18 protein-coding genes are annotated in these 21,458 nt (G+C 58.2%); 9 read left to right on the forward strand and 9 right to left on the reverse strand.

Annotated elements, in window-relative coordinates:
- Positions 1 to 91: 91 nt before the first annotated feature.
- Positions 92 to 511: a GFA family protein gene (locus GQR90_RS02005; RefSeq protein ID WP_158772665.1), complete on the forward strand. Its 420-nt coding sequence runs from the start codon at positions 92 to 94 to the stop codon at positions 509 to 511.
- A gap of 144 nt (positions 512 to 655) precedes the next feature.
- On the opposite strand, the gene GQR90_RS02010 is transcribed toward GQR90_RS02005, so the two are convergent.
- Positions 656 to 970 (reverse strand): hypothetical protein, encoded by a 315-nt coding sequence (locus GQR90_RS02010; RefSeq protein WP_158772666.1) that lies wholly within the window; start codon positions 968 to 970, stop codon positions 656 to 658.
- A 492-nt stretch (positions 971 to 1,462) separates the two neighbouring features.
- A complete protein-coding gene (locus tag GQR90_RS02015; RefSeq protein WP_158772667.1) occupies positions 1,463 to 1,885 on the reverse strand; it encodes a hypothetical protein in 423 nt (140 codons plus the stop codon).
- A 326-nt stretch (positions 1,886 to 2,211) separates the two neighbouring features.
- On the opposite strand from GQR90_RS02015, the gene GQR90_RS02020 reads away from it, so the two are divergent.
- Complete coding sequence (locus GQR90_RS02020; protein ID WP_158772668.1) at positions 2,212 to 2,643, forward strand: hypothetical protein; 432 nt, start codon at positions 2,212 to 2,214, stop codon at positions 2,641 to 2,643.
- Between the two features lie 286 nt (positions 2,644 to 2,929).
- Here the strand turns inward: GQR90_RS02020 and GQR90_RS02025 are convergent, their stop codons facing one another.
- Positions 2,930 to 4,420 carry a pyridine nucleotide-disulfide oxidoreductase gene (locus GQR90_RS02025; RefSeq protein ID WP_158772669.1) on the reverse strand — a complete coding sequence of 497 codons (1,491 nt, stop codon included), beginning with the start codon at positions 4,418 to 4,420 and terminating at the stop codon, positions 2,930 to 2,932.
- An 853-nt stretch (positions 4,421 to 5,273) separates the two neighbouring features.
- Between GQR90_RS02025 and dbpA the strand changes: the two genes are divergently transcribed.
- The 3 genes from dbpA (at position 5,274) to GQR90_RS02040 (ending at position 7,907) form a co-directional block, all read left to right on the forward strand.
- Entirely contained in the window at positions 5,274 to 6,674 is a 1,401-nt protein-coding gene (gene dbpA / locus GQR90_RS02030) for an ATP-dependent RNA helicase DbpA (protein WP_158772670.1), read from the forward strand.
- A 203-nt stretch (positions 6,675 to 6,877) separates the two neighbouring features.
- Complete coding sequence (locus GQR90_RS02035) at positions 6,878 to 7,447, forward strand: GNAT family N-acetyltransferase (RefSeq protein ID WP_158772671.1); 570 nt, start codon at positions 6,878 to 6,880, stop codon at positions 7,445 to 7,447.
- A gap of 271 nt (positions 7,448 to 7,718) precedes the next feature.
- A complete protein-coding gene (locus tag GQR90_RS02040; RefSeq protein WP_158772672.1) occupies positions 7,719 to 7,907 on the forward strand; it encodes a hypothetical protein in 189 nt (62 codons plus the stop codon).
- 134 nt (positions 7,908 to 8,041) lie between these two features.
- Here the strand turns inward: GQR90_RS02040 and GQR90_RS02045 are convergent, their stop codons facing one another.
- Positions 8,042 to 9,400, reverse strand: a complete 1,359-nt coding sequence (locus GQR90_RS02045) for a NarK family nitrate/nitrite MFS transporter (protein ID WP_158772673.1) — start codon at positions 9,398 to 9,400, stop codon at positions 8,042 to 8,044.
- A gap of 528 nt (positions 9,401 to 9,928) precedes the next feature.
- On the opposite strand from GQR90_RS02045, the gene GQR90_RS02050 reads away from it, so the two are divergent.
- From GQR90_RS02050 to GQR90_RS02060, 3 genes are all read left to right on the forward strand, one after another.
- On the forward strand, positions 9,929 to 10,534 hold the full coding sequence (locus GQR90_RS02050; protein WP_158772674.1) for an ANTAR domain-containing response regulator: 606 nt from the start codon (positions 9,929 to 9,931) through the stop codon (positions 10,532 to 10,534).
- A gap of 114 nt (positions 10,535 to 10,648) precedes the next feature.
- Positions 10,649 to 11,857: a CmpA/NrtA family ABC transporter substrate-binding protein gene (locus tag GQR90_RS02055; protein WP_158772675.1), complete on the forward strand. Its 1,209-nt coding sequence runs from the start codon at positions 10,649 to 10,651 to the stop codon at positions 11,855 to 11,857.
- 151 nt (positions 11,858 to 12,008) lie between these two features.
- Positions 12,009 to 12,629 (forward strand): TetR/AcrR family transcriptional regulator, encoded by a 621-nt coding sequence (locus GQR90_RS02060; protein WP_158772676.1) that lies wholly within the window; start codon positions 12,009 to 12,011, stop codon positions 12,627 to 12,629.
- A gap of 167 nt (positions 12,630 to 12,796) precedes the next feature.
- Here the strand turns inward: GQR90_RS02060 and preA are convergent, their stop codons facing one another.
- The 4 genes from preA to GQR90_RS02080 form a co-directional block, all read right to left on the reverse strand.
- Positions 12,797 to 14,143, reverse strand: a complete 1,347-nt coding sequence (preA, locus tag GQR90_RS02065) for an NAD-dependent dihydropyrimidine dehydrogenase subunit PreA (RefSeq protein WP_158772677.1) — start codon at positions 14,141 to 14,143, stop codon at positions 12,797 to 12,799.
- On the reverse strand, positions 14,143 to 15,513 hold the full coding sequence (locus tag GQR90_RS02070; protein WP_233266392.1) for an NAD(P)-dependent oxidoreductase: 1,371 nt from the start codon (positions 15,511 to 15,513) through the stop codon (positions 14,143 to 14,145). The genes preA and GQR90_RS02070 overlap by 1 nt, the downstream gene beginning before the upstream one ends.
- 185 nt (positions 15,514 to 15,698) lie before the next feature.
- Positions 15,699 to 17,141, reverse strand: a complete 1,443-nt coding sequence (hydA, locus tag GQR90_RS02075; protein WP_158772679.1) for a dihydropyrimidinase — start codon at positions 17,139 to 17,141, stop codon at positions 15,699 to 15,701.
- A 109-nt stretch (positions 17,142 to 17,250) separates the two neighbouring features.
- Positions 17,251 to 18,153, reverse strand: coding sequence for a nitrilase-related carbon-nitrogen hydrolase (locus GQR90_RS02080; protein ID WP_158772680.1), 903 nt, complete (start codon positions 18,151 to 18,153; stop codon positions 17,251 to 17,253).
- Positions 18,154 to 18,906: 753 nt separating this feature from the next.
- Here GQR90_RS02080 and GQR90_RS02085 point away from each other — a divergent pair.
- On the forward strand, positions 18,907 to 20,424 hold the full coding sequence (locus GQR90_RS02085; RefSeq protein ID WP_158772681.1) for an NCS1 family nucleobase:cation symporter-1: 1,518 nt from the start codon (positions 18,907 to 18,909) through the stop codon (positions 20,422 to 20,424).
- A 135-nt stretch (positions 20,425 to 20,559) separates the two neighbouring features.
- Here GQR90_RS02085 and GQR90_RS02090 read toward each other — a convergent pair whose 3' ends face one another.
- Positions 20,560 to 21,453 carry a LysR family transcriptional regulator gene (locus GQR90_RS02090; protein ID WP_158772682.1) on the reverse strand — a complete coding sequence of 298 codons (894 nt, stop codon included), beginning with the start codon at positions 21,451 to 21,453 and terminating at the stop codon, positions 20,560 to 20,562.
- Between the last annotated feature and the right edge of the window lie 5 nt (positions 21,454 to 21,458).

Genomic DNA, 21,458 nt, shown 5'->3' on the forward strand with positions numbered 1-21,458 from the left:
TCTAGCGTCACGGCGCTTTTCTTGCGCCAGAGCGCTAATCGGGTCAGGTTGCCAAACGCGCTTTCAAGCCGACAGCAGGAGGAGAGACAGGATGAGCGATCTGACAGGGCGATGTGCCTGTGGGGCAGTCCAGTACCGCGCAGCGCCGGAGATTCTGTGGGCCGGTTTCTGTCATTGTGAAGACTGCCGACGCGCTGCCTCGACAGATTACGCAAGCTGGCTCGGAGTCAAGCGAGCCACGGTCGAATGGACAGGCCCACGCAAGGTCTACCGCTCCTCTTCACAGGTGGAACGCAGCCACTGTGGTGAATGTGGCTCGCCCCTGTCATTCGAGACGCAAGCGTTCGCCGACGAAACGCATCTGTATGCAACGACCCTGGATACGCCAAGCCTCTATCAACCCACTGCGCATATCTACTGGTCAGAACGCCTTCCCTGGATAGACTCGTTCGGCAGCCTGCCGACCTACGAAAAAGGCATTGATGCCAGTACCGTCGCGAATCGTCAGTAACGACGAACGCTGTGAAATGGCCTTGAGGCTCACGCGATACCTGAACGACAAAAGCCCTTCTCGCCATGGTGGCGGGAAGGGCTTTTTCGTGCGTCTTGCTGATCGCTTTCTTCCGCGAGTAGATCTGCCATTTTCTACTGAGATCTACAGCGGGTGCTGCTCTTCTGCGTAAAGCTCTGCCTTGGCGTAACGTAGCACGTCTTCACATGCGCCGTGGTTGGCCAGTTGCATCATCAAATTCTGGCTAAGGGCGAAGCCCTTGCCCAGGCAGGTGTCTATCTCATCACTACTGAGTGCAGGGGTAACGTTACAGTCAATCTTCATTGTACGACTGCCGCCATCAACGCGGTCTGCCAGAGCACGTAGCTTCCAGGCAAACTTCGTCAACCAGCGGTCGGTAGAGTCGGGGCCTTCGGTCACGTCGAGCGTGCACTGCCATTCAGGTTTGTAGACCTTCATGTAAACCTCCTCGGCTGGTCGTTTTCAATGATCGATCGTGATGTCTGCTCCGCGTGCTGTACTGGTGTCATGCGATAACTGATGCATTTCGTGCTTTCTGACGCGCCTGACAGGATGACTCGCACCCTATGGCGTCACTTCAGAATACGAGTTTTGCGGCTGAGATACACCCACCGGCCAGTAAACGTCTGATCAGCGCAGCGAATATCGATCATTTTGAGGCGATGGTGAGGCATCCCGACGCGTCGCCTTGCGTCATTCATCAGCATTTAATGGCGAAAACAGCGTGGTTTTCGGATTTTTATAGCGATTTTTGTGCCGTAGGCGGCGATAGATGGTGACGGATGAACGATGGGATATTTCAGAAGGTTGAGCAATATGCCGCGTTATCCACAGCCGGTTGATGGCATTTCTGGTGCCGCGCCAGGCTGTGATGCCTTGGATACGCTGATAAAAAGTCGTGTTCCATCATGCTGACCCCCCACATGTTGCTCAGTCGGCTGCTGTGCCATTCACCAGATATTCCAGCGCAATGTGTAGCCAATCGAACGTATCAGGGCAATGCGACGAGGGCATGCCGTCAGGGAGTGGCAGGGCATGTAGTTGCTTGCCGAGCACCTCCTCAACACTGTTCAGCGTGATGCCATGACGCAACGCGAAGGCTTCCAGTTCACCACTGGCCAGCCAGATTTCCTGTGTCACCGTCGGCACTGCACTCATGGCGCAGGCATACGCGACGATATCGCCATTGTCTCGCTCCGCGATGATGCGTGTGGCGTGCGCCAGCAATTGCTCGCTCAGTGGTGAATGACGTGGATCGATGGCGTCATCGGTGATGTTGGCGCGCGCATCAGACGCTGGTGTGTGCCCGGGGCGATAGCGTATCAGCGCCTTTGGCGGTGTATTTCCAGGCATGAGATGTCTCCAGAGATGATGGCCGTGGAAGATGTCCGTGGAAGATGGAACATCGCTGATACCGCCTGATATTGAGATGACTGCGGCAGCCGCTAGCGCAGACACTGCAATGGCAACGCAGCAGGCGGTGAAGAGACGTGCTTTTCACTAGCCACTTGCGCCAACCTCTCAGGATGCGCAAGGGCTCTCTAAAATCGTTATTTTGACAAGAAATCTGCACGACAGTGAAACCAAGGTTGCGCGCTCTGCGTAGGTAAAAGGAAGTGCTATACCGGATGACTCTCTGTTGTCTGAAACACACCATTTTTCTACTGGAGATAAACCTCATGAATCAGTACGCCACAAAAATTCGACTATCCCTGTTGCTGCTGCGTCTGGGCGTGTTCCTGGTCATCATGATGTGGACGTTGGACAAGTTCGTCGATCCCGGCCATGCCGTCGGCATCTTTGAAAAGTTCTATTCCGTGCCTGGCGTGGGCCATGGTCTCGTCTATGCGCTTGCCATCATCGAGATGGTGCTGCTGGTGCTGTTCGTCGCAGGCGTGAAGAAAACCATCACCTATGGTCTGGTGCTGTTGATTCATGCCGGTTCCACGTTCTCCGCCTTCAGCCTGTACTTTTCTCCCTGGGACCACCTGCTGTTCTTCGCTGCCTGGCCGATGCTGGCCGCCTGTGTTGCGCTCTTCCTGCTGCGCGACATTGATACCTGCTACACGGTGGGTGGCAAGCAGGCCCGTCTGGCAGAGAATAACGCCTGAATCGTTGCTGTTTGGGTGTCATGAGTCAAATTCGACCATGATTAGCTGAAAGCATCACGATTCTTGAAAAGAAAAACGCCACCTGTCATGGATATCATGTCAGGTGGCGTTTTTTTGGTTCAGTAAAAAGATGAGCTAGCGATGTTATTCTATTATCGTTTAGCTTTTAGCTAAAAAATTAGTATTGATGAAGGCACAATTCGGTGTGTTTTTCAGGCACATGTCGCGTAGACGTAAAATCCTGACAGGCATTACGTAACATGCCTTTGTGTGCGTCACACCGTCATTACATCGCCAAGCCAGGTTCGCGTAGGGTGTCGCCCAATGCAGTGAGGGTCGCGGTGATGCTGTTGCCATCGGCCACGTCCTTGCTCGCGGTACCTTCCTGCCGTTGTGTCTGCGCGGTGTAGCGTTTCTCTGGCTCTGCGATGCGCTCCATGATGGTACTCAGTGCATGCAGGCTGGCGTGGTGATGGAACTGCCAGACGCCGTAGATGCGACCATCGAAAGCCGTTTCGCTACCCAGGGTCGGGTTTACTGCCAGCCCAGCGCCCAGCCCGAACAGATAGAGGCCTTTAAGGCGTTCACCCTCAAGCGTCCGCGGGTTGCCGTTGGCATTGGAATCCAGCCCACCTTTGACTTCACTCAGCGCCATCGGGCGACGCTCGGCGTCCATCATGCGTGGCAAGATAGGCTGATAGCCGTTGCACTGAATCACGATGGGTGAATCGGCGAGCACCTCACTGGCTTCCAGCAGCCGCTGTGCCGGGCCGGGGCCTGTCTGAATCAGACGAATATCCATGGCGCAGTCTTGCAGGCGTCCGGTGGCGAGAATTTCCTGTCCAATCGCCAATGCGCGATAGCGCAGGCCGCCGGAGCGATTGATACGGCCGCTGATCGGGCACACGTCACGTTCAGGGTCATAGGTGTAGCCTGCGGCGAGTGCTTCATCCGCGTTCTCGAAGAACAGGCGGATCGGCGAGCGATGCAGCAGGGTGATTTCGTTGACACGGGTATTGCTCAGCGCCGTCGACAATACATCCAGCATCGAAAAGGCGCTGTGTGAACCGCCGATCACTGTAATGCGGCCCCCACGACGCAAGCGGGGAAGCAACTGGCTACGCAGCAGCCCCTCCGGCATGCGCAACAGCTCGTCTCCGCTGTAGATGCGCGCGCGTGAGGAGGGGGCCAGCCCCTGTCGGCTCAGGTTTTCCACAAGATAGTCCGGTGACTGATAGCCGCCCAGGTTGAGTACCAGATTACGGGTGCGCAACCGCAGGGGGCGAGTGGCGTATTCCGGCACATGAGACAGCGTGATGATATTGCTGTCATTCACGCGTTGTAGCGCATCCAGACTGGTGCCATACCATAGCTCGGCCCCCGGTAAGGTGGCGATGTAGTCCAGCACTAGCGCAGAGGCGGCTTCCAGCAGCGCACCGACCTTCTCGAGTGAAGGGGCGCTGAACGCTTTTTCACGAATGGCCTCAAGTCGTGAGTCACCTTCAAGTGGTGCGAAGAACTCTGCCAATACCGGATCTCTCAGGCAGTCGAGAAAGACGTCACCGACCGAGTTGGCGGTGATGCGATACTCTCCCAGTCGGCCGGCCCCTGGCCGGCCACCGGCAGGCGTGCCACCGGCATCGAGAATCAACAGGCCACTGCGTGCCATCTCAGGCAGTTGACCGTTTTTGAGTGCATTGAACAAAAACCCCATGCCAGCAGGCCCTACACCGGCAACAATGCAGCCGTATGTCGTTATATTAGAAAAATCCTGCATATCATCTAGCTCCCTGATTCAAATATCGCATCATTGTTGCGGGGTGATGAAGAGGGAGAGTCGCTCTTCTTCGCCCCACTGGCGGTTATTGAAATACTCCGCTCTATGAGGTGTTGCGTATTGGTAATAGCGCCTACGGGCAATACCAGTCCTGCATCTACAGGGCTGGCATGCCGATGACGTCTTTATCGAATCAATGCTTTCTCGCAACCTCTATTTGCATGAAACGCACTGCACTAGAGGCTCACTTCACGGTGACCGTTATCCGCGAAGTGAAGGGCCTGGCATAGGTAATAAAATATCATTATTTTCAGTAATTACATGTTTTGCATAGATAAAGTGCAAAGTTTGGTTATTGTTCCACTGATGCACTCGCATTTCATGACATCATCAATAAAGGAATGATCGACAAAATAATGAACCCCATCATGAGGATGTCGTACTTTTACCATACGTCTAACGGTTGATATGGTGAGGGAGAATGTCTGAGTCTGCGACATTACAGTTATGATATTCGAGAATATCTCATTTTATTTTGATCAATTGTCAGGAATTAATAAATGACTTGGGTCATAAACTAAAACCAGTTTGGTCAAAATCATTATTTGATATGAAGGGCTTCCTGTTTATCTCATGCGAGTGGCTGATGACCAAAAGGCAGTCGTCGGAGATTCCTCTGCCATCAATATGCCTGTGTTCCCTCGTCTTGCCCGGCCATCCTCCCCATGCTGGCTTCCTGTGCGTCAAGGTGGTTACGCAACAGGCGTAATTGGGCTGGCTCTGCTATGCTCTGCGCCCGCGCGCACCTGCCTGTTCGGCTCGTGATCGTTCATTGATCTGAAGGAATGTCCCCGTGACTGATGCCACCGCCACCTCTGCCTTTGCCACTCTGGCGCTGGCACCCGAACTGCTCGGTAATCTCGAAACACTGGGTTATCACGAAATGACGCCTATCCAGGCGCAAAGTCTGCCGCTGATGCTGGAAGGTCGCGATCTGATCGCACAGGGTCAGACGGGCTCCGGCAAGACGGCTGCGTTTGGTCTTGGGCTGCTGTCGCGTCTCAAGGTGTCACGCTTCCGCGTTCAGTCGCTGGTGCTATGCCCGACGCGCGAGCTGGCCGATCAGGTCGCTGGAGAGATCCGTCGCCTGGCGCGCGGCATGCACAACGTCAAGGTACTGGCATTGTGTGGCGGTGCGCCGTTTGGTCCGCAGCTGGGCTCGCTGGAACACGGTGCTCACATCATCGTCGGTACGCCGGGGCGTGTGGATGAGCATCTGCGCAAAGGCAGCCTGAGTCTCGCCGAGTTGAATACGCTGGTACTGGATGAGGCCGACCGCATGCTGGACATGGGGTTTGCCGAAGTACTGGACGCCATCGTTGCCGAAGCGCCGCAAGAGCGTCAGACCCTGCTGTTCAGCGCGACCTTCGCGGACAGCGTGCGCCCGATTGCCGAGCGCATGTTGCGTGATCCCGTGAGTATCGAAGCGGCCTCTACCCACGATGAGAGCAGCATTCATCAGCTGTTTCACCGCGTGGCAGACGATGAGGCACGCTTTGAGGCGCTGCGCATTCTGCTGCTCAAGTATCGTCCGGAATCCAGCGTGGTGTTCTGCAATACCAAGCGCGAGGCGCAAGAGGTCAACGATGCCCTCAAGCAGCACGGTTTCAGCGCGATGGCACTGCACGGTGACCTGGAGCAGAGCGAGCGCGATCAGACACTGGTGATGTTCGCCAACAAGAGTGCGTCCATTCTGGTTGCTACCGATGTGGCCGCACGTGGTCTTGATATCGAAGCGCTGGATGCGGTGTTCAACTATGAAATCGCGCGTGATCTCGATGCACACGTCCATCGCGTGGGCCGTACGGGCCGTGCAGGCAGCTCCGGCATCGCCTGCACGCTGTATACCGAGAAGGAAGATTACCGCCTGACCAAGCTCGGTGAGTTCCTTGAGCAGACACTGACGCCGGAACCGCTGCCGTCCAAAAGCATGCTGACGCGCGAGCCTTTCTATGCCCGTATGGCCACGTTGCAGATTGACGGTGGCAAGAAGGACAAGCTGCGTCCCGGTGATATTCTGGGCGCGCTGACCGGTGATGGCGGCATGTCTGGCAGCCAGATCGGCAAGATCAAGGTGCTGGCGCGTACCACCTATCTGGCGGTAGAGCGCGATGTCGCCAAGGCTGCGCTGGCGCAGTTGATGAATGGCAAGCTCAAGGGTCGCTCCTTCCGCGCCCGTCGCCTCAAGAGCTAACCCGCAGAGGTCGAAAGACCTGTCGGGTACTGTTCAGGGATCTAATGTGTCTTTCGACCTTGAGATCACGCTTATCGATGCCCGCCTTCTTGGCGGGCATCGTGCTTTTTGAGCAGTAGATTGCACCTCGCTGAAGATGCATCCGCTGGCTAATCTAAAGGGGAGCCGCCTTGATTGGCAGGGCGCTGACAGGGAGCCCACAGATGACTGGCAGTACGGCCGATAATCTCCGCATTCGCGAAGAGCGCGCTTTTGATCATGAGCGGGTATATCGCATTCATGAATCTGTCTTTGCCGGCCACCGCGAGGCATTGCTGGGAGAGCGACTGCGTCATGATGAGCAGTCGCAGATCTCGCTAGTCGCCGAGCGTGTCACCGACCCTGAAACCGGCCGCCACCTCAGTGAGGGTGAGGGTGGCTTGCTAGGCCATGTGATGGCCTCACGTGTTGATCTCGTCGGTTATCCCGATCGCGTGCTGATGGCATTGGCGCCGTTGGCCGTCTTGCCGCAGCATCAGCGCCACGGTATCGGTAAGCGATTGGTGGTCTCGGCGGTCAAGCGTTGTCGCCTGCTGGGTGTTGGTGCGGTGGTCGCGGCGGGACACGTCGATTTCTACTCTCATCTCGGCTTCCATCCAGCTCGCCACTACGGCCTGTACTGCAATCGTAATGATGTGCCCGGCGCCTTTGTCGCATTTGAACTGGTGGCAGGCTACCTGGATGGGCTAGGGGGCGAAGTGCTGTTCCACCACAGCTTCTATCGCGATATCTGAGGGCTTGAGGCACTGGCCCTTGTTGCGCTATTCCTTTAGCAGAGGATAGTGGCATAACATGGTATCAGCCCTTGAATCTTCAGGGTCTGTGCTCCATATCCTCGGGTAGCACGGCAGTTTGCAGGTCCGGGAGGTCACGTGCCTGGCGCTTTATCTCCCGGCACCTCGACACGCCGTGCCCACATTCGATCACCGTGGCATGAGCGCACACCTGCGCGATGCACGGTCAATAGCGGCTTTGACCGCAACCAATGATTCAAGGGAGAAGATCATGAAGATCAAGACACTGGGTAGCGCACTGATGATTGCCATGCTGGGCTTCGCAGGCCTGTCCCTCGCTGGTTGCGATGACAAGGGCCCGATGGAGAAAGCTGGCGAGAAGATGGATAACTCCGTCGAAAATGCCGGCGACAGTATCGAGAGTGCGGGCGATGACGTCCAGGACGCTGCCGACAGCTAAGTGCTGTCTTCGGTGAGCCTCCAGTACGGCCACCGATACGCATGCAGACACAAGAAGGCCCCACCTCCCATGAGGTGGGGCCTTCTTGTGTCTGGGGCCGTCAGTCATCTATCGACCGGGTGGTATTGTCGGTGTCATGCAGAAGCCGGTTGTTGCGTGCTGTCCTGCTTGCGGTCTTCGACTGCCGCCTGATAGGCGCGACCTTCCTCGGCCTCGGTGGCAGCGCTGAAGCGTACCAGCAGCGCGAACAGCGAGATCACGATCACGCCCATGCCCAGATACATCAGGCCTTCTTGATAGGACAGCTCCTCGCTGCGAAACAGGAAGCCTGCCGCTACCGCACCGGCATTGCCGCCGGCGCCAACGATGCCGGCCACTGCGCCCAGCGCCTTGCGGTTGATGAACGGTACGATACCGAAGGTGGCGCCTTCTGCCATCTGTACGAACAGGCTGAACACCAGCATGATGCCGATGGCCACGGCGAGGGTTTCCATCTGCGCGAAACCAACCAGCGCTACGCCTTCACACAGCAGGGCGATGAACAGCCAGCGTACGCGGCCTTTCAGCCCTGACTGGCGTGCAAACAGGTCAGAGAATACGCCGCCCAGGGTGCGGGCAAACAGGTTCATCAGGCCGAACAGGCCGGCGATGAGGCCAGCGGTGGCGAGATCCAGCTCGAAGTGATCGAAGAAGTAGATGGCGGCGACGTTGTTGATGGTCAGCTCGACACCGAAACAGGCGCCATAAACGAGGAACAGTGCCCAGACACGAATATCGCGTGCTGCCGCGCCGAAGGTGGCGCGCATGCTGTATTCCTTCTCGGCCTTGGGCAGTTCACCGCGTTCACGCAGCTCACTGAAGTTGCCGTCCGGGGCATCCTGAGTGAAGAAGTAGTACGCGATACCGGTCAGGAACAGCACGATGCCCGGTACGACCATCGCCAGGCGCCAACCCAGTGTCTGCTCGACGCCCAGCATCAGCAGGCCAGCCATCACCAGCGGCATCAGAATCTGCGTGGTACCGCCGCCAAGGTTGCCCCAACCCGCGGTAGTGGCATTCGCGGTGCCGACGACATTCGGACCGAACATCACTGAGGTGTGGTACTGGGTAATCACAAAGGAGGCGCCGATGGCACCGATCGCCAGGCGGGCAAGGAAGAAGGATTCGAAGCTGTCGGCAAAACCGATGCACATCACCGGCAGAGAGCCAAGACACAGAAGCCAGGTGTAGGCCTTGCGTGGCCCGATGCGATCGCAGAGTACGCCAATCGCAAGCCGTACAATGACGGTGATCGCGACCGAGGCGATGATGGTGTTGCCGATCTGGGTCTTGGTCAGGCCGAGGTCGTCACGCACCACCGCCATCAGCGGCGCGATACCGAACCAGCCAAAGAAGCAGACGTGAAAGGCGAACCATGACATGTGGAAGGCGCGCATCTGCGGCGTTTTCAGGCTGAACAGCCGGATGCGGTTGGCCTTGTTGCGAATATCCATGAGTGCGGGCTCCTGATGCAGCGTCGAGACCGAGCACACGGTGAGTGCGCTCAGAGAGTGGTCGAACGGCTGTTGAGAACAGCAGGGCTGCCTCGTCGTTGAGGTGCCGGGTTCGACGCACTCGTACTCATGGGAGCCTGGTCTACGTCATGGGCATCACGGTGAGAGCGGGGGATAACAGCTCTCGCGGGACGCTGGGTAGGACAAAGCAAGGACCGCGCCACTTGTGCCGGTAATGAGGGGGTAAGGCAAGCAATATCAATGAGTTGGTGATATATCATCGCGGCGACCATTGACGGTGCTAGCGCGATGAGCTCTGCGTCGTGCCCGTCTGCGGTGCGTGACGATGCTGTGGCGTACCAGTCTGGCGCACGGGGTGATGATTGCATCTGCTTGCGTCATTGCTGTGCAGGCCAAGGGCTGCGCAAAGCGCGCAACCGCAAGGTTGCACCAGCATGCGGCATGATTCCTGCAGTGTCAGGCCATGTGGAAAAGTTGCCTGACACGTTTTGCCGAGGAAACCCTGACATGCCCGTGACTGTGCTGATCGTCGATGTTCGCAGCGAGCGTTCCGCCGCATTGGAGCAGGCGTTGTTGAGCGCTGGCTTTGAGGTGGCGCTGCGCGTTGATGAGCACGAAGATCTGCATGCGCTGGTCGAGCAGCATCAGCCGGATGCGGTGATCATCGACGCTGACCTGCCGAGCCGCGATACGCTGGAGCACCTCGGTCAGCTGGGGCGTCGTTATCCCAAGCCGATGATCATGCTGGCCAGCGAGGATGCGCCGGACCTGGTGCGACAGGCAGCAGGCGCCGGGGTGTCGGCCTATGTCGTCGACCATGTGATGCCGGCGATGGTGCGCACGATGGTGGAGGTCGCCATCACCAGTTTCGAGGCACACCGCGCCTTGAAGGGGGAGCTCCATCGCACCCAGACCACGCTGATTCAGCGGCGTAGCGTTGATCGTGCCAAGGCATTGGTCATGGAGGCGCGCGGACTGGGTGAGGATGCGGCCTATCAGTACCTGCGCAAGACCGCGATGAATCGCCGCCTGGCACTGCACGAACTGGCCGATGAGCTGCTGAAAGCCACCCGTCGTGCTGACAGTGGCCGCTCTGGTGGTGGTCGCCCGTGAGCATGCTGTTCTGTTCGATCGTTTCTGGTTCTGTCGTTTCTGGTTCTGTCGTTTCTGGTTCTGCTATTTTCTGCTCTGTTGTTTCTTGCTACGTCTGCCCATGAGGTGTCTGTGATGCTCAGTGATGCACCCTTGAATGATCACCAGCTGACGCTGGGACTGATGCCGCTCAATGATGCTGCGCCCTTCGTGGTGGCCGAGCAGCTGGGATTTTTCCGGGATGAAGGGCTCGCGGTCACGCTCAAGTGGCAGCCGTCCTGGGCTGCACTGCGTGATGACCTGCAGACAGGTGTCTTGCAGGGGGCGCAGATGCTGGCCTTGATGCCATTGACCTCAACGTTGGGGCTGGACGGTCGCGCGACACCGATCATCAGCGCAATGACGCTGAATCTGGGCGGCAATGCCATCACCTTGTCACGCTCGCTGATGGCGACGTTGGCGGAAGAAGAGCATGTGCTTGATAGCCCTCTGGCGATTGCCTGTGCGCTGGGCGAGCACGTCAGACGGCGTCGTCAGCGCGGTGAAGCACCGCTGAGACTCGCGAGCGTGCATCCGTTCTCCTCGCATCGCTATCTGCTGCGGTATTGGCTGGCGGCGGGCGGGATTGACCCTGATTCACAGATTGATATGCGCGCGGTGGCCCCGCCACTGATGGCAGCGCAACTCGCTTCGGGCATCCTGGATGGTTTCTGTGTCGGTGAGCCGTGGAACAGTCTGGCCAGTGTGCAGGGCATGGGGCAGGTGGTCGCTGGTAGTCATGATATCTGGCGCTTCGGGCAGGAAAAGGTGCTGGGCGTGCGGGAAGACTGGGCGGAGCAGCATCCGGTGGCGCATCAGGCGCTGATACGCTCGCTACTCAAGGCCTGTGCGTGGCTGGACCGCCCTGATAATCGTCAGCAGGCCGCTGCCTGGCTGCATGATGAAGGCTTGCCCGAAGTGCCGATGTCAGTGATCGCGCGCGGGCTTGCGGATGTCGATGTCGAGCAGTCGGTGGAGAATTTTCAGCAATCCAATGCCGGGTGGACGATCTTCCATCGTTACGCCGCCAATTTCCCGTGGCGCTCGCACACTCGCTGGTACGTTTCCCAGATGCAGCGTTGGGGACATTTGCATGGCATCAGCGAGCATGATCTCGCGGAGACACTGACACGCTGTGTGCGGCCGGATCTCTATCGCATCGCCGCACGTGGGCTGGGCATGGTCGTGCCGGCAAGCGATGAACGCAGCGAAGGCAATCATCCCGCGCCCTGGTGGCTGAGCGGTGAGGCGGGGCAGATACCGATGCCGGAAGATGGCTTCATCGACGGTGCCGTCTTTGAGTAGCAGAGCCGTCTTTGAGCAGCCGAGTCGGGTATTGAGCAGCAGGGTGGCAGTCGTTGACGAGAAATGAGCATATGAAACCTGACTGCTCAGACATGCTGACACGAGTGTGTGATATTCTGAAACCACTGCCAGCACCGTGTCAGGGGATCGCATGACCACTCGCAAGTCTCAGATTCGCAAGGATAATGTCGGGCGTATTTTGCTCGCTGCCGAGAAGGTATTCGCGCTCAAGGGCTATGTCGGCGCCAGCATGGTCGATATTGCCGCTGAAGTAGAGCTGCCCAAGTCAAATCTGCATTACTACTTCAGTACCAAGGAGGCCCTCTATCGCGCTGTGCTCGATGGCCTGTTGGCGTTGTGGAAGGAAGATGCGCTGTGCTTTGAGGCCTACGACGACCCTCAGCTGGTGCTCTCCACCTATATTCGCGCCAAGATGATGCACTCGCGTCAGCGCCCGTATGGCTCCAAGGTGTGGGCCAGCGAAATCATGCAGGGTGCGCCAGTGCTGGGCGAGGAGCTGACGGTCTGGCTTGATGAGTGGGCCGAGATGAAGAAGTCGCGCCTGCGTAGCTGGATTGCCGACGCGCGTATCGACAATGTCGATGCCTCCGCTTATCTCTACATGATCTGGGCCAGCACCCAGCACTACGCCGACTTCGATCACCAGATCGCTGTCCTCAATCATGGCCATGCACTGAGTGACCGTGAGTTCGAGCAAGCGGTACAGAATGTCACGCGCGTATTGTTGAAGGGCGTGGGGCTTTCCGCATGAGGAAAGCATCGATAATGATTAGTTGTTAGCTTTTTGATAACAATTCACGCTTTCTGTTGGTTGGTGAGTGGGTGCAAGAAAGGGCTGCCATTGCTGGCAGCCCTTTTTGGTTTGCGCTCTTCACGTGCTTTGTCTGACGGTCAGGTGGCCTGCGCTTTCGTACAGGATCAGGCGGCGCGGTGCGGGTTGCGCGGGTCTTCCATCCAGTTCATGTACGGCTTGCCGGTGTCCTGCACTTCCATGGTGATGCAGTCATCGACCGGGCAGGTAATCTCGCACAGATTGCAGCCCACACAGTCAGCATCCTTCACCTCATATTTGGCGGTGCCGTTGTCCTTGGCCAGATGCATGATGGCTTGATGCGAGGTGTCTTCGCAGGCGATATAGCAGCGCCCACAGCCGATGCACTTGTCCTGATCGATACGCGCGATCACCTGATAGTTCATGTCCAACTGTTTCCAGTCGGTGGTATTGGGCACCGCGGCGCGCGTGAAATCATCGATCTTCTGATACCCCTGCTTGTCCATCCAGCGGCCCAGGCCATCCTTCATCTCCTCGACGATACGGAAGCCATGCAGCATCGCTGCCGTACATACCTGCACGCTACCCGCGCCGAGCGCGATGAATTCCGCGGCGTCTTCCCAGGTGGAGATACCCCCGATGCCCGATATCGGCAGGGTAGCGGTTTCTGGCGTGCGCGCGATTTCCGCCACCATGTTCAGTGCGATGGGCTTCACGGCACTGCCGCAATAGCCACCGTGGGTGCTGCGATCGCCGACGATGGGGTGGGCGATCATGCGATCAAGGTCAAGATGGGTGATGGAGTTGATGGTGTTGATCAGCGAGACGGCATCCGCACCGCCACGCCAGGCGGCCTTGGCAGGTTCGCGCACGTCGGTGATGTTGGGGGTCAGTTTGACGATGACCGGCAGTGAGCTGTAGGTCTTGCACCAGCGCGTGACCTTCTCGACATATTCCGGCACCTGACCGACGGCCGCACCCATGCCGCGTTCCGGCATACCATGCGGGCAACCGAAGTTGAGCTCGATACCATCACAGCCAGTGGCCTCGACCTGCGGCAGGATGGTCTTCCAGGCCTCTTCTTCGCACGGCACCATCAGTGAGACGATCAACGCGTGGTCTGGCCAGTCCTTCTTGACCTGGGTGATCTCACGCAGGTTGATCTCCAGTGAACGGTCGGTGATCAGCTCGATGTTGTTGAAGCCGCTGACTTCACCATTCGGGCCGTAGTGTGCCGAGTAGCGCGAAGAGACGTTCACCGCGGCCGGGTCTTCGCCCAGTGTCTTCCACACCACGCCACCCCAACCCGCTTCAAAGGCACGTACCACGTTATAGGCCTTGTCGGTCGGCGGCGCACTGGCGAGCCAGAAGGGATTCGGCGAGCGAATACCGGCGAAATTGATCGACAGATCTGCCTTGTAGCTGACGACATGATCATCGCTAGCGCCTGCGGGGCGGGCGTTATCTTCATTGAGCGGGGTATGAATGGTCATCAGGCGGCCTCCACCTTGAGCATCAGATCGTGATGGATGGCCTCGGCGGCCAGCTTGCCGTGAGCAACGGCTTGAACGGTGAGGTCTTGCCCGCGCGCGATGCAGTCACCTCCGGCGTAAACGCCCGGCAGGCTGGTACGCAGCATGGTATCAACTTCAATCTTTGCCCCACTGCGGGCAAGCCCCGCAGCATGCGCGTCGCTCAGGCTCGCATCATCAAAGCCTTGGCCGATCGCGGTAAACACGCCGTCACAGGCAAGTGAGAAGGTCTCGCCGCTGTCGTTCAGGCGGCCATCTTCTACACGGGTGCGCGCGAACTGCATGGCGCTGAGTTGACCGTCGGTATTGCTGTCGATGGCCAGCGGGCGCGCCCAGGTATGAATCATCACGCCATTGGCACGGGCGATGTCCTGCTCGTGCGGGGTGGCGGACATCTGTGCTTCACCGCGTCGATAGACGAGGTCGACGCTGTCGGCGCCCAGTCGTTTGACCTGTACCGCGATGTCGATGGCGGTATTGCCTGCACCGATCACCACTGCGTGTTTCGGCACCGCCAGCGCATTCAGCTCACTGCTCTGACGCAGCACCTTGATGTAGTCGGTGGCCGCCATCAGGCCGGGGGCATCCTCACCGGTCAGACCCAGTGCGTGGCTGGTACCGAGGCCAAGGCCGAGGAAGACGCTGTCGAATTCACGAGTCAGCTCGGCAATGGCGAGGTTGTCGCCCAGTCGCTTGCCGTGACGAATCTCGATGCCGCCGATCTCAAGCAGGAATTCCACTTCACGTGCGGCGAAGTCGTCGGTCAGCTTGTAGCGAGCGATGCCGTATTCGTTCAGGCCGCCGGCCTTCTCTTCCGCTTCGAAGATCACCACCTCATGGCCGAAGCGCGCCAGGCGATGGGCGCAGGAAAGCCCTGCAGGCCCGGCGCCGACCACGGCCACGCGGCGCCCGGAACTGGCGGCACGTGTGAACGGATGGGACTCGAACTTGGCGTTATCCAGTGCATGGCGCTGCAGCAGGCCGATCAATACTGGCTGGCACTCATCACCCTGATTGCGCACGCAGGACTGCTCGCAGAGGATCTCGGTGGGGCAGACACGGGCGCAGCTTCCGCCGAGGATATTGGCGTCGAGAATTTCGCTAGCGGCACCTTCGAGGTTGTCGTCGTGAATCCGGCGAATGAAGGTCGGGATGTCGATGCTGGTCGGGCAGGCCTTGATGCAGGGTGCGTCATAGCAGTAAAGACAGCGCGAGCTTTCGATGATGGCCTGGCGCTTGCCGAGTGCTGGGTGAAGATCGCTGAAACGCGCATTCAGCGCATCTTCCTCGAACCCTGCAGGGGTCCAATGGGAAGGAGAGGTGGTGTTCACGGTGTGGCTCCTGCCCGCGCTTGGATGCGCGGAATGATTGTTGTTAATTGTTATCAGGCGATACGGCATTGAGCGTGTTGAAGGATGTTGATTCGGCTTTCGTTTTTGAACAGGGCGTATGACCGGGCTTTTGACTGAGCTTACAAACAGAGCAGCGCGTCAGGGGCGCTGCCCGTCAAGAAGAGTCAGCTGCGATCTACGGCAGTGACGACGTTCTGTTCAGCACGCGCCTTGAGCTGATCGAACACGCTGGGGTAGGCCGGGCGCTCGACATATTGGCCATGACCGCGTTTGGCATGTAGCTCGCCATCGCGCCATGCCCAGTCGCCGCGGCTCACGGTGTGACGCGGAATGCCTTTGACGGTGCGGCCTTCGAAGATATTGAAGTCGATGTTCTGGTGATGTGTCTTGGCGGAGATGGTGCGCTCGCCGTTCGGGTCCCACACCACGAGGTCTGCGTCGCTGCCGACGCGTATTGCGCCCTTGCGCGGGAAGATGTTGAAGATCTTGGCAGCGTTGGTGGAGGTCAGTGCGACGAAGTTCTCGGCAGTGAATCGCCCGGTGTTGACGCCTTCATGCCATAGCATCGCCATGCGGTCTTCGACCCCGGCGGTGCCATTGGGAATCTTCGTGAAGTCGTCCTTGCCCATCTCCTTCTGCTCGGCGCAGAAGCAGCAGTGATCTGTTGCAGTCGTCTGCAGATCACCTGACTGGATGCCGCCCCAGAGCGCCTGACGGTGCTCGAGCGAGCGGAACGGCGGGCTCATCACGTGGCCGGCGGCGAATTCCCAGCTCTTGTTCTGATAGACCTCTTCATCGATCAACAGATGGCCTGCCAGTACCTCGCCGTAGACCGGCTGGCCGTGCTCACGCGCATAGCGAATCTCTTCGAGCGCATCGGCGGTGGAGACGTGCACCAGATACACCGGTGTGCCGAGTGTGCCGGCAATGCGGATCGCGCGGCTGGCGGCTTCACCCTCGACCTGCGGCGGGCGCGACAGCGGATGCGCTTCCGGCCCGGTGATGCCATCGGCCATCAGCTTCTGCTGCAGGTGATAGACCAGTTCGCCGTTCTCGGCATGTACGGTGGGAATCGCGCCTAGCTCCAGGCAGCGCGCGAAGCTTGAGACCAAGGTGTCATCCGGCGCCATGATGGCGTTCTTGTAGGCCATGAAGTGCTTGAAGCTGTTGACCCCGTAGTCGGAGACCAGCGTCGCCATGTCCTGGCTGACGCTCTCGTCCCACCAGGTGACGGCGACGTGGAAGCTGTAGTCGCAGCATGACTTCTCGGCCCATTCGCGCCAGGTGTGATACGCCTCCATCAGCGGTTGCTGCGGCGAGGGGATCACGAAATCGATGATCATGGTGGTGCCACCGGCCAGAGCGGCAGCGGTTCCCGTCTGGAAGTCTTCGCTGGCGACGGTGCCCATGAACGGCAGCTGCATGTGGGTGTGCGGATCGATGCCGCCCGGCATCACCAGACAGCCGCTGGCGTCGATCACTTCGCAGTCAGCGGGCGCGTTCAGGTTGGTGCCGATGGCAGTGATGGTCTCGCCTTCACACAGGATGTCGGCGACATAGCGCTCTTCGTGGGTCTGGATGCTGCCGCCCTTGATCAGGATTGCCATGGGTCTCTCCCGGCCGCATTGGGCGGCCTTCAAAGCGTTGGGTGTCAGGTCGATTGTTGTTCTGGTCTTTCCAGTTCCGATCCAGTTCTGATCTTTCCAGCTCAGCTCATCACTCGCCATCGGTGAGGCGGACATAGGCCTCCGGGCGACGATCACGGAAGAACTGCCAGTTGTTGCGCACTTCGCGCACCATCGACATGTCGAGATCGTGGATCAATAGTTCGTCTTCGGTGGCGCTGGCCTGGGCTTCGATCTGGCCGCGCGGATTGACGAAGTAGGAGGAGCCGTAGAATTCACCGATGTCCCACGGTTGCTCGCGGCCGACGCGGTTGATGGCGGCGATGTAGCAGCCATTGGCGGCGGCGGAGGCGGGCTGCTCCAGCTCCCACAGATATTGGGAGAGACCCGCCACGGTGGCAGAGGGATTGAAGATTATTTCGGCGCCATTGAGCGCCAGTGCGCGCCAGCCTTCCGGGAAGTGGCGGTCGTAGCAGATGTAGACGCCGATGCGCCCGTAGGCGGTATCGAAGACCGGCCAGTCAGACTTGCCAGGCTTGAAGAAGAACTTCTCCCAGAAGCCTGCCACCTGAGGAATATGTGTCTTGTGGTACTTGCCCAGATAGCTGCCATCGGCGTCGATCACGGCGGCGGTGTTGTAGTACACGCCGGTCTGCACTTCTTCGTAGATGGGGACGATGATCACCATCTGATGCTTCTTCGCGTACTGCTGCATCAGGGTGACGGTCGGGCCATCGGGTACGCGTTCTGCGGCGGCGTACCACTTGGCATCCTGACTCGGGCAGAAATAGGGCTGATTGAAGACTTCCTGGAAGCATAGGATCTTGACGCCCGCCTCACCGGCCTGATCGATCAGCGGCAGGTGCGCCTCATTCATGGCGTCGCGAATCTGGCCCGGTTCGAGGTCGGTGGAAACATTGAGTCCCATCTGAATGATGGCACAGCGTAGCTTGCCAGCATCTTCGGTATAGGTGATGCGGGAGTCGTTTGACATGTCTTCCTCATCGGGCGCTAAAGCACCAGGTTGTTGTTGTATTTGCTTCGCTATCGACTGCTGTATTGACGGTACGTTCTGTAGGGCGAACATCAGGATGAGCCATGCATATACGGCTGCCACGCTGCACCTTGATGAATCCAGCCCCTTGGTGATCGCTGATATATTCATCAATCAATCTGGCGCAGTGAGCAGGAACTACCAAAACACTGATCAAGAATTATTCCTGATCAAAGATCCTGTCTTCTCAGTCAGCTTACTGAACATTAGTCAGTGTTCAGGTGAACAGCAAGGCGCGAGGAGAATTAAATTTAATAATAGATAACTGTCTGAATGTAATGGAATTTTGTTTTTATTTTCCTTGATTGTCACCATCATGGTGCTCTTCTTAAAAGCATGCACCTTATGTGATACCAATAAAAATCATCCTATTTTCAATAGGTTGAGTTGAGTTTTTCGAGTGTTTGGATAACGCGCCTTGCACCGCAATAGAACCTGACCATACTGACGAGTGTTGTCTAACTAACGTCATGTGATATGCCTCCTATCCAATGGTCGTAGCTTTTGATAAATCTCACAAACTGTCTGATTAGACAGGATTGATTTATGGGCATTAATCAAGGGTTAGGCATGACATTTGCCTGACTAACGTGATGAATATCGCAAGAAGAGCAGACGGGAGGCGCGCAGGGTAATTACGAGGCACCATCAGGCGGTACCAACAATAACAACAGCTGAGACAGGTGAGGAATCATGGCCCCGACACAGACGCGCTCGCACATGGTGCGCAGCAACGAGGAGATGATCGAGCTGGTAGTGGCAGAGGATGTTGCCGCCAGCCCGCGCTATAACGAAGATATTGCACCGACGAAAAGCGCTGAACGCACCTGGTCGCGCTGGAACATCGCGGCCTTGTGGGTTGGCATGTCGATTTGTGTGCCCACCTATACCTTGGGCGGTGTGTTGACTGCTTACTTCGGGCTGAGTGTCAGCGAGGCACTGGTGACGATTCTGGTCGCCAATATCGTGGTGCTGATTCCGCTGACCCTCAACGCCTTTCCCGGCACGCGTTTCGGGATCCCCTTCCCTGTCGTACTGCGCTCATCGTTCGGCATCATCGGCTCCAATGTGCCGTGCATGATTCGTGCAGTGGTGGCGTGTGGCTGGTTTGGCATCCAGACGATGTTCGGTGGCCTGGCGATCCATCTATTGCTGTCGAGCATGTCGGCAGACTGGAAGGCGCTCGGGGGTGTTGGTGAAGTCATTGGCTTCTTCTTGTTCTGGGCGCTCAACCTGTTCGTGGTGATCCGTGGCGCTGAATCCATCAAGTGGCTGGAAACGCTCTCCGCGCCGCTATTGCTGGCGGTAGGGGTCGGGTTGATGGTGTGGGCGTTGCCGCATACGTCGATCAGTGAGCTGCTGGCTCAGCCGCCCAATCGCCCTGAAGGCGATGGTGTGGCGAGCTACTTCATGGCGGGTCTGACGGCAATGGTCGGTTTCTGGGCGACACTGTCACTCAACATTCCCGATTTCAGTCGTTACGCCAAGAGTCAGAAAGACCAGATTGTCGGTCAGATCATCGGCCTGCCTCTGACGATGTTCTTCTTCGCCGCACTGGGTGTGGTGCTGACGGCCGCTTCCAGCTCGCTGGTGGGAGAAACCATCTCCGATCCGGTCAATCTGATCGGGCGTATCGATAGCCCGGGCTGGGTCGCCATCGCCATGGTACTGATCATCATCGCGACGTTGTCGACCAACACCGCAGCCAATATCGTCTCGCCGACCAATGACTTTCAGAACATCGCGCCCAAGTTGATCAATCAGACACGCGGTGTGCTGCTCACCGGACTGGTTGGCGTACTGCTGATGGGCTTCGAGCTGATCAAGAAGTTGGGCTGGATCGAGTCGGACGTGAGTCTCGAGAGTCTCTATTCCAACTGGCTGCTGGGCTATTCGAGTCTGCTGGGGCCGATTGCCGGCATCATGATCGTCGACTACTTCGTGATTCGGCGCCAATCCTTCGATCTACCATCACTTTATCTGGATGGCGGTGCCTATCCTGCCTTCAATCCAGCGGGCTTTATCGCCTTCTTCGTACCAGTGGGCCTGACGGTGATCAGTTTCTCCCAGCCGGCCTTCTCCTGGTTCTACGACTATGGCTGGTTCACCGGCTCGTTACTGGGGGCGCTGATGTACTTTGTCTCCAGCAAGCTGTTGGACAAGGCGCCGTCGGTGGTATTGCCGGCAGCCGGTAGCCCGAGGGCGTACTGAAGCGAAGTCCTGATCAACAAATCGTGGTAACAGAACAAGCGGGGCTGCCAAGTTGGCAGCCCCGCTTCATTGGTGGCAGGTCAGGCTGAGTGAGCCCAGCCCAGCCCAGCCCAGCCCAGCCCAGCCCAGCCCAGCTCAGCTCGGCAGCGCGGATGTCCGGCCTTCAAAGCGTTCGACCATGAAGTCGACGAACTGACGCACCTTGGGTGACAGATGACGATGGCGGGGATAGACGATCCACACCCCGGTATCGCGCACGCGATAGTCGTTGAGAACCGCAATCAGCTCGCCGCTTTGCAGGTACGGTGTCACATAGTAGTCAGGTAGCTGGGCTATCCCGAGACCCTTGAGTGCGGCGTCGAGCAGCGCTGGGCCTGAATTGGCCTGCCAGCTTCCCGTGATGCGCACTTCACGGCGCTGGCCCTCTACCTCGAACAACCATTCACGCTTGGAACCTGCCAGGCAGCGATGGCTGGAGAGTTCTGACAGCGTATGTGGGCGTGGTTCGCGTTGAAAATAGTCATGCGAGGCGACGACATATTCGCGTCGATCGACCAGGCGGCGCGCGATCAGCGAGGAGTCCTTGAGCACCCCCATGCGGATGGCGACGTCGTAGCCTTCGTCAATCAGCTCCACCGGACGATTGGTGAAGTGCATCTGCACTTCGAGCTGGGGATGCTTGAGCTGAAAGTCATTGACCAGCGGTGCCACGTAGCGCTCACCGAAGGTGGTGGCACTGGTCAGTTTGAGGACACCGCTGGGGCGGGCATGAAAATCACCGATGGCCTGTTCGGCGGCGCGAAAGCCATCAAACAGATGATGACAGTGCTCGTAATACACCTGCCCAGCATCGGTCAGACGGGTCTGGCGCGTCGTCCGGTAGAGCAGCTGGGTGTCGAGCTGGGCTTCCAATTGACTGATCAGGCGACTGACATGGGAGCTGGAAACCGCGAGATGACGGGCTGCACCGGAAAAAGAGCCGATTCTGACGACTTCCACAAATGCTTCGATGCGGTCCCAGCGCTGCATACCAA

The sequence above is a fragment of the Cobetia sp. L2A1 genome, assembly GCF_009796845.1.
Lineage (GTDB): Bacteria > Pseudomonadota > Gammaproteobacteria > Pseudomonadales > Halomonadaceae > Cobetia.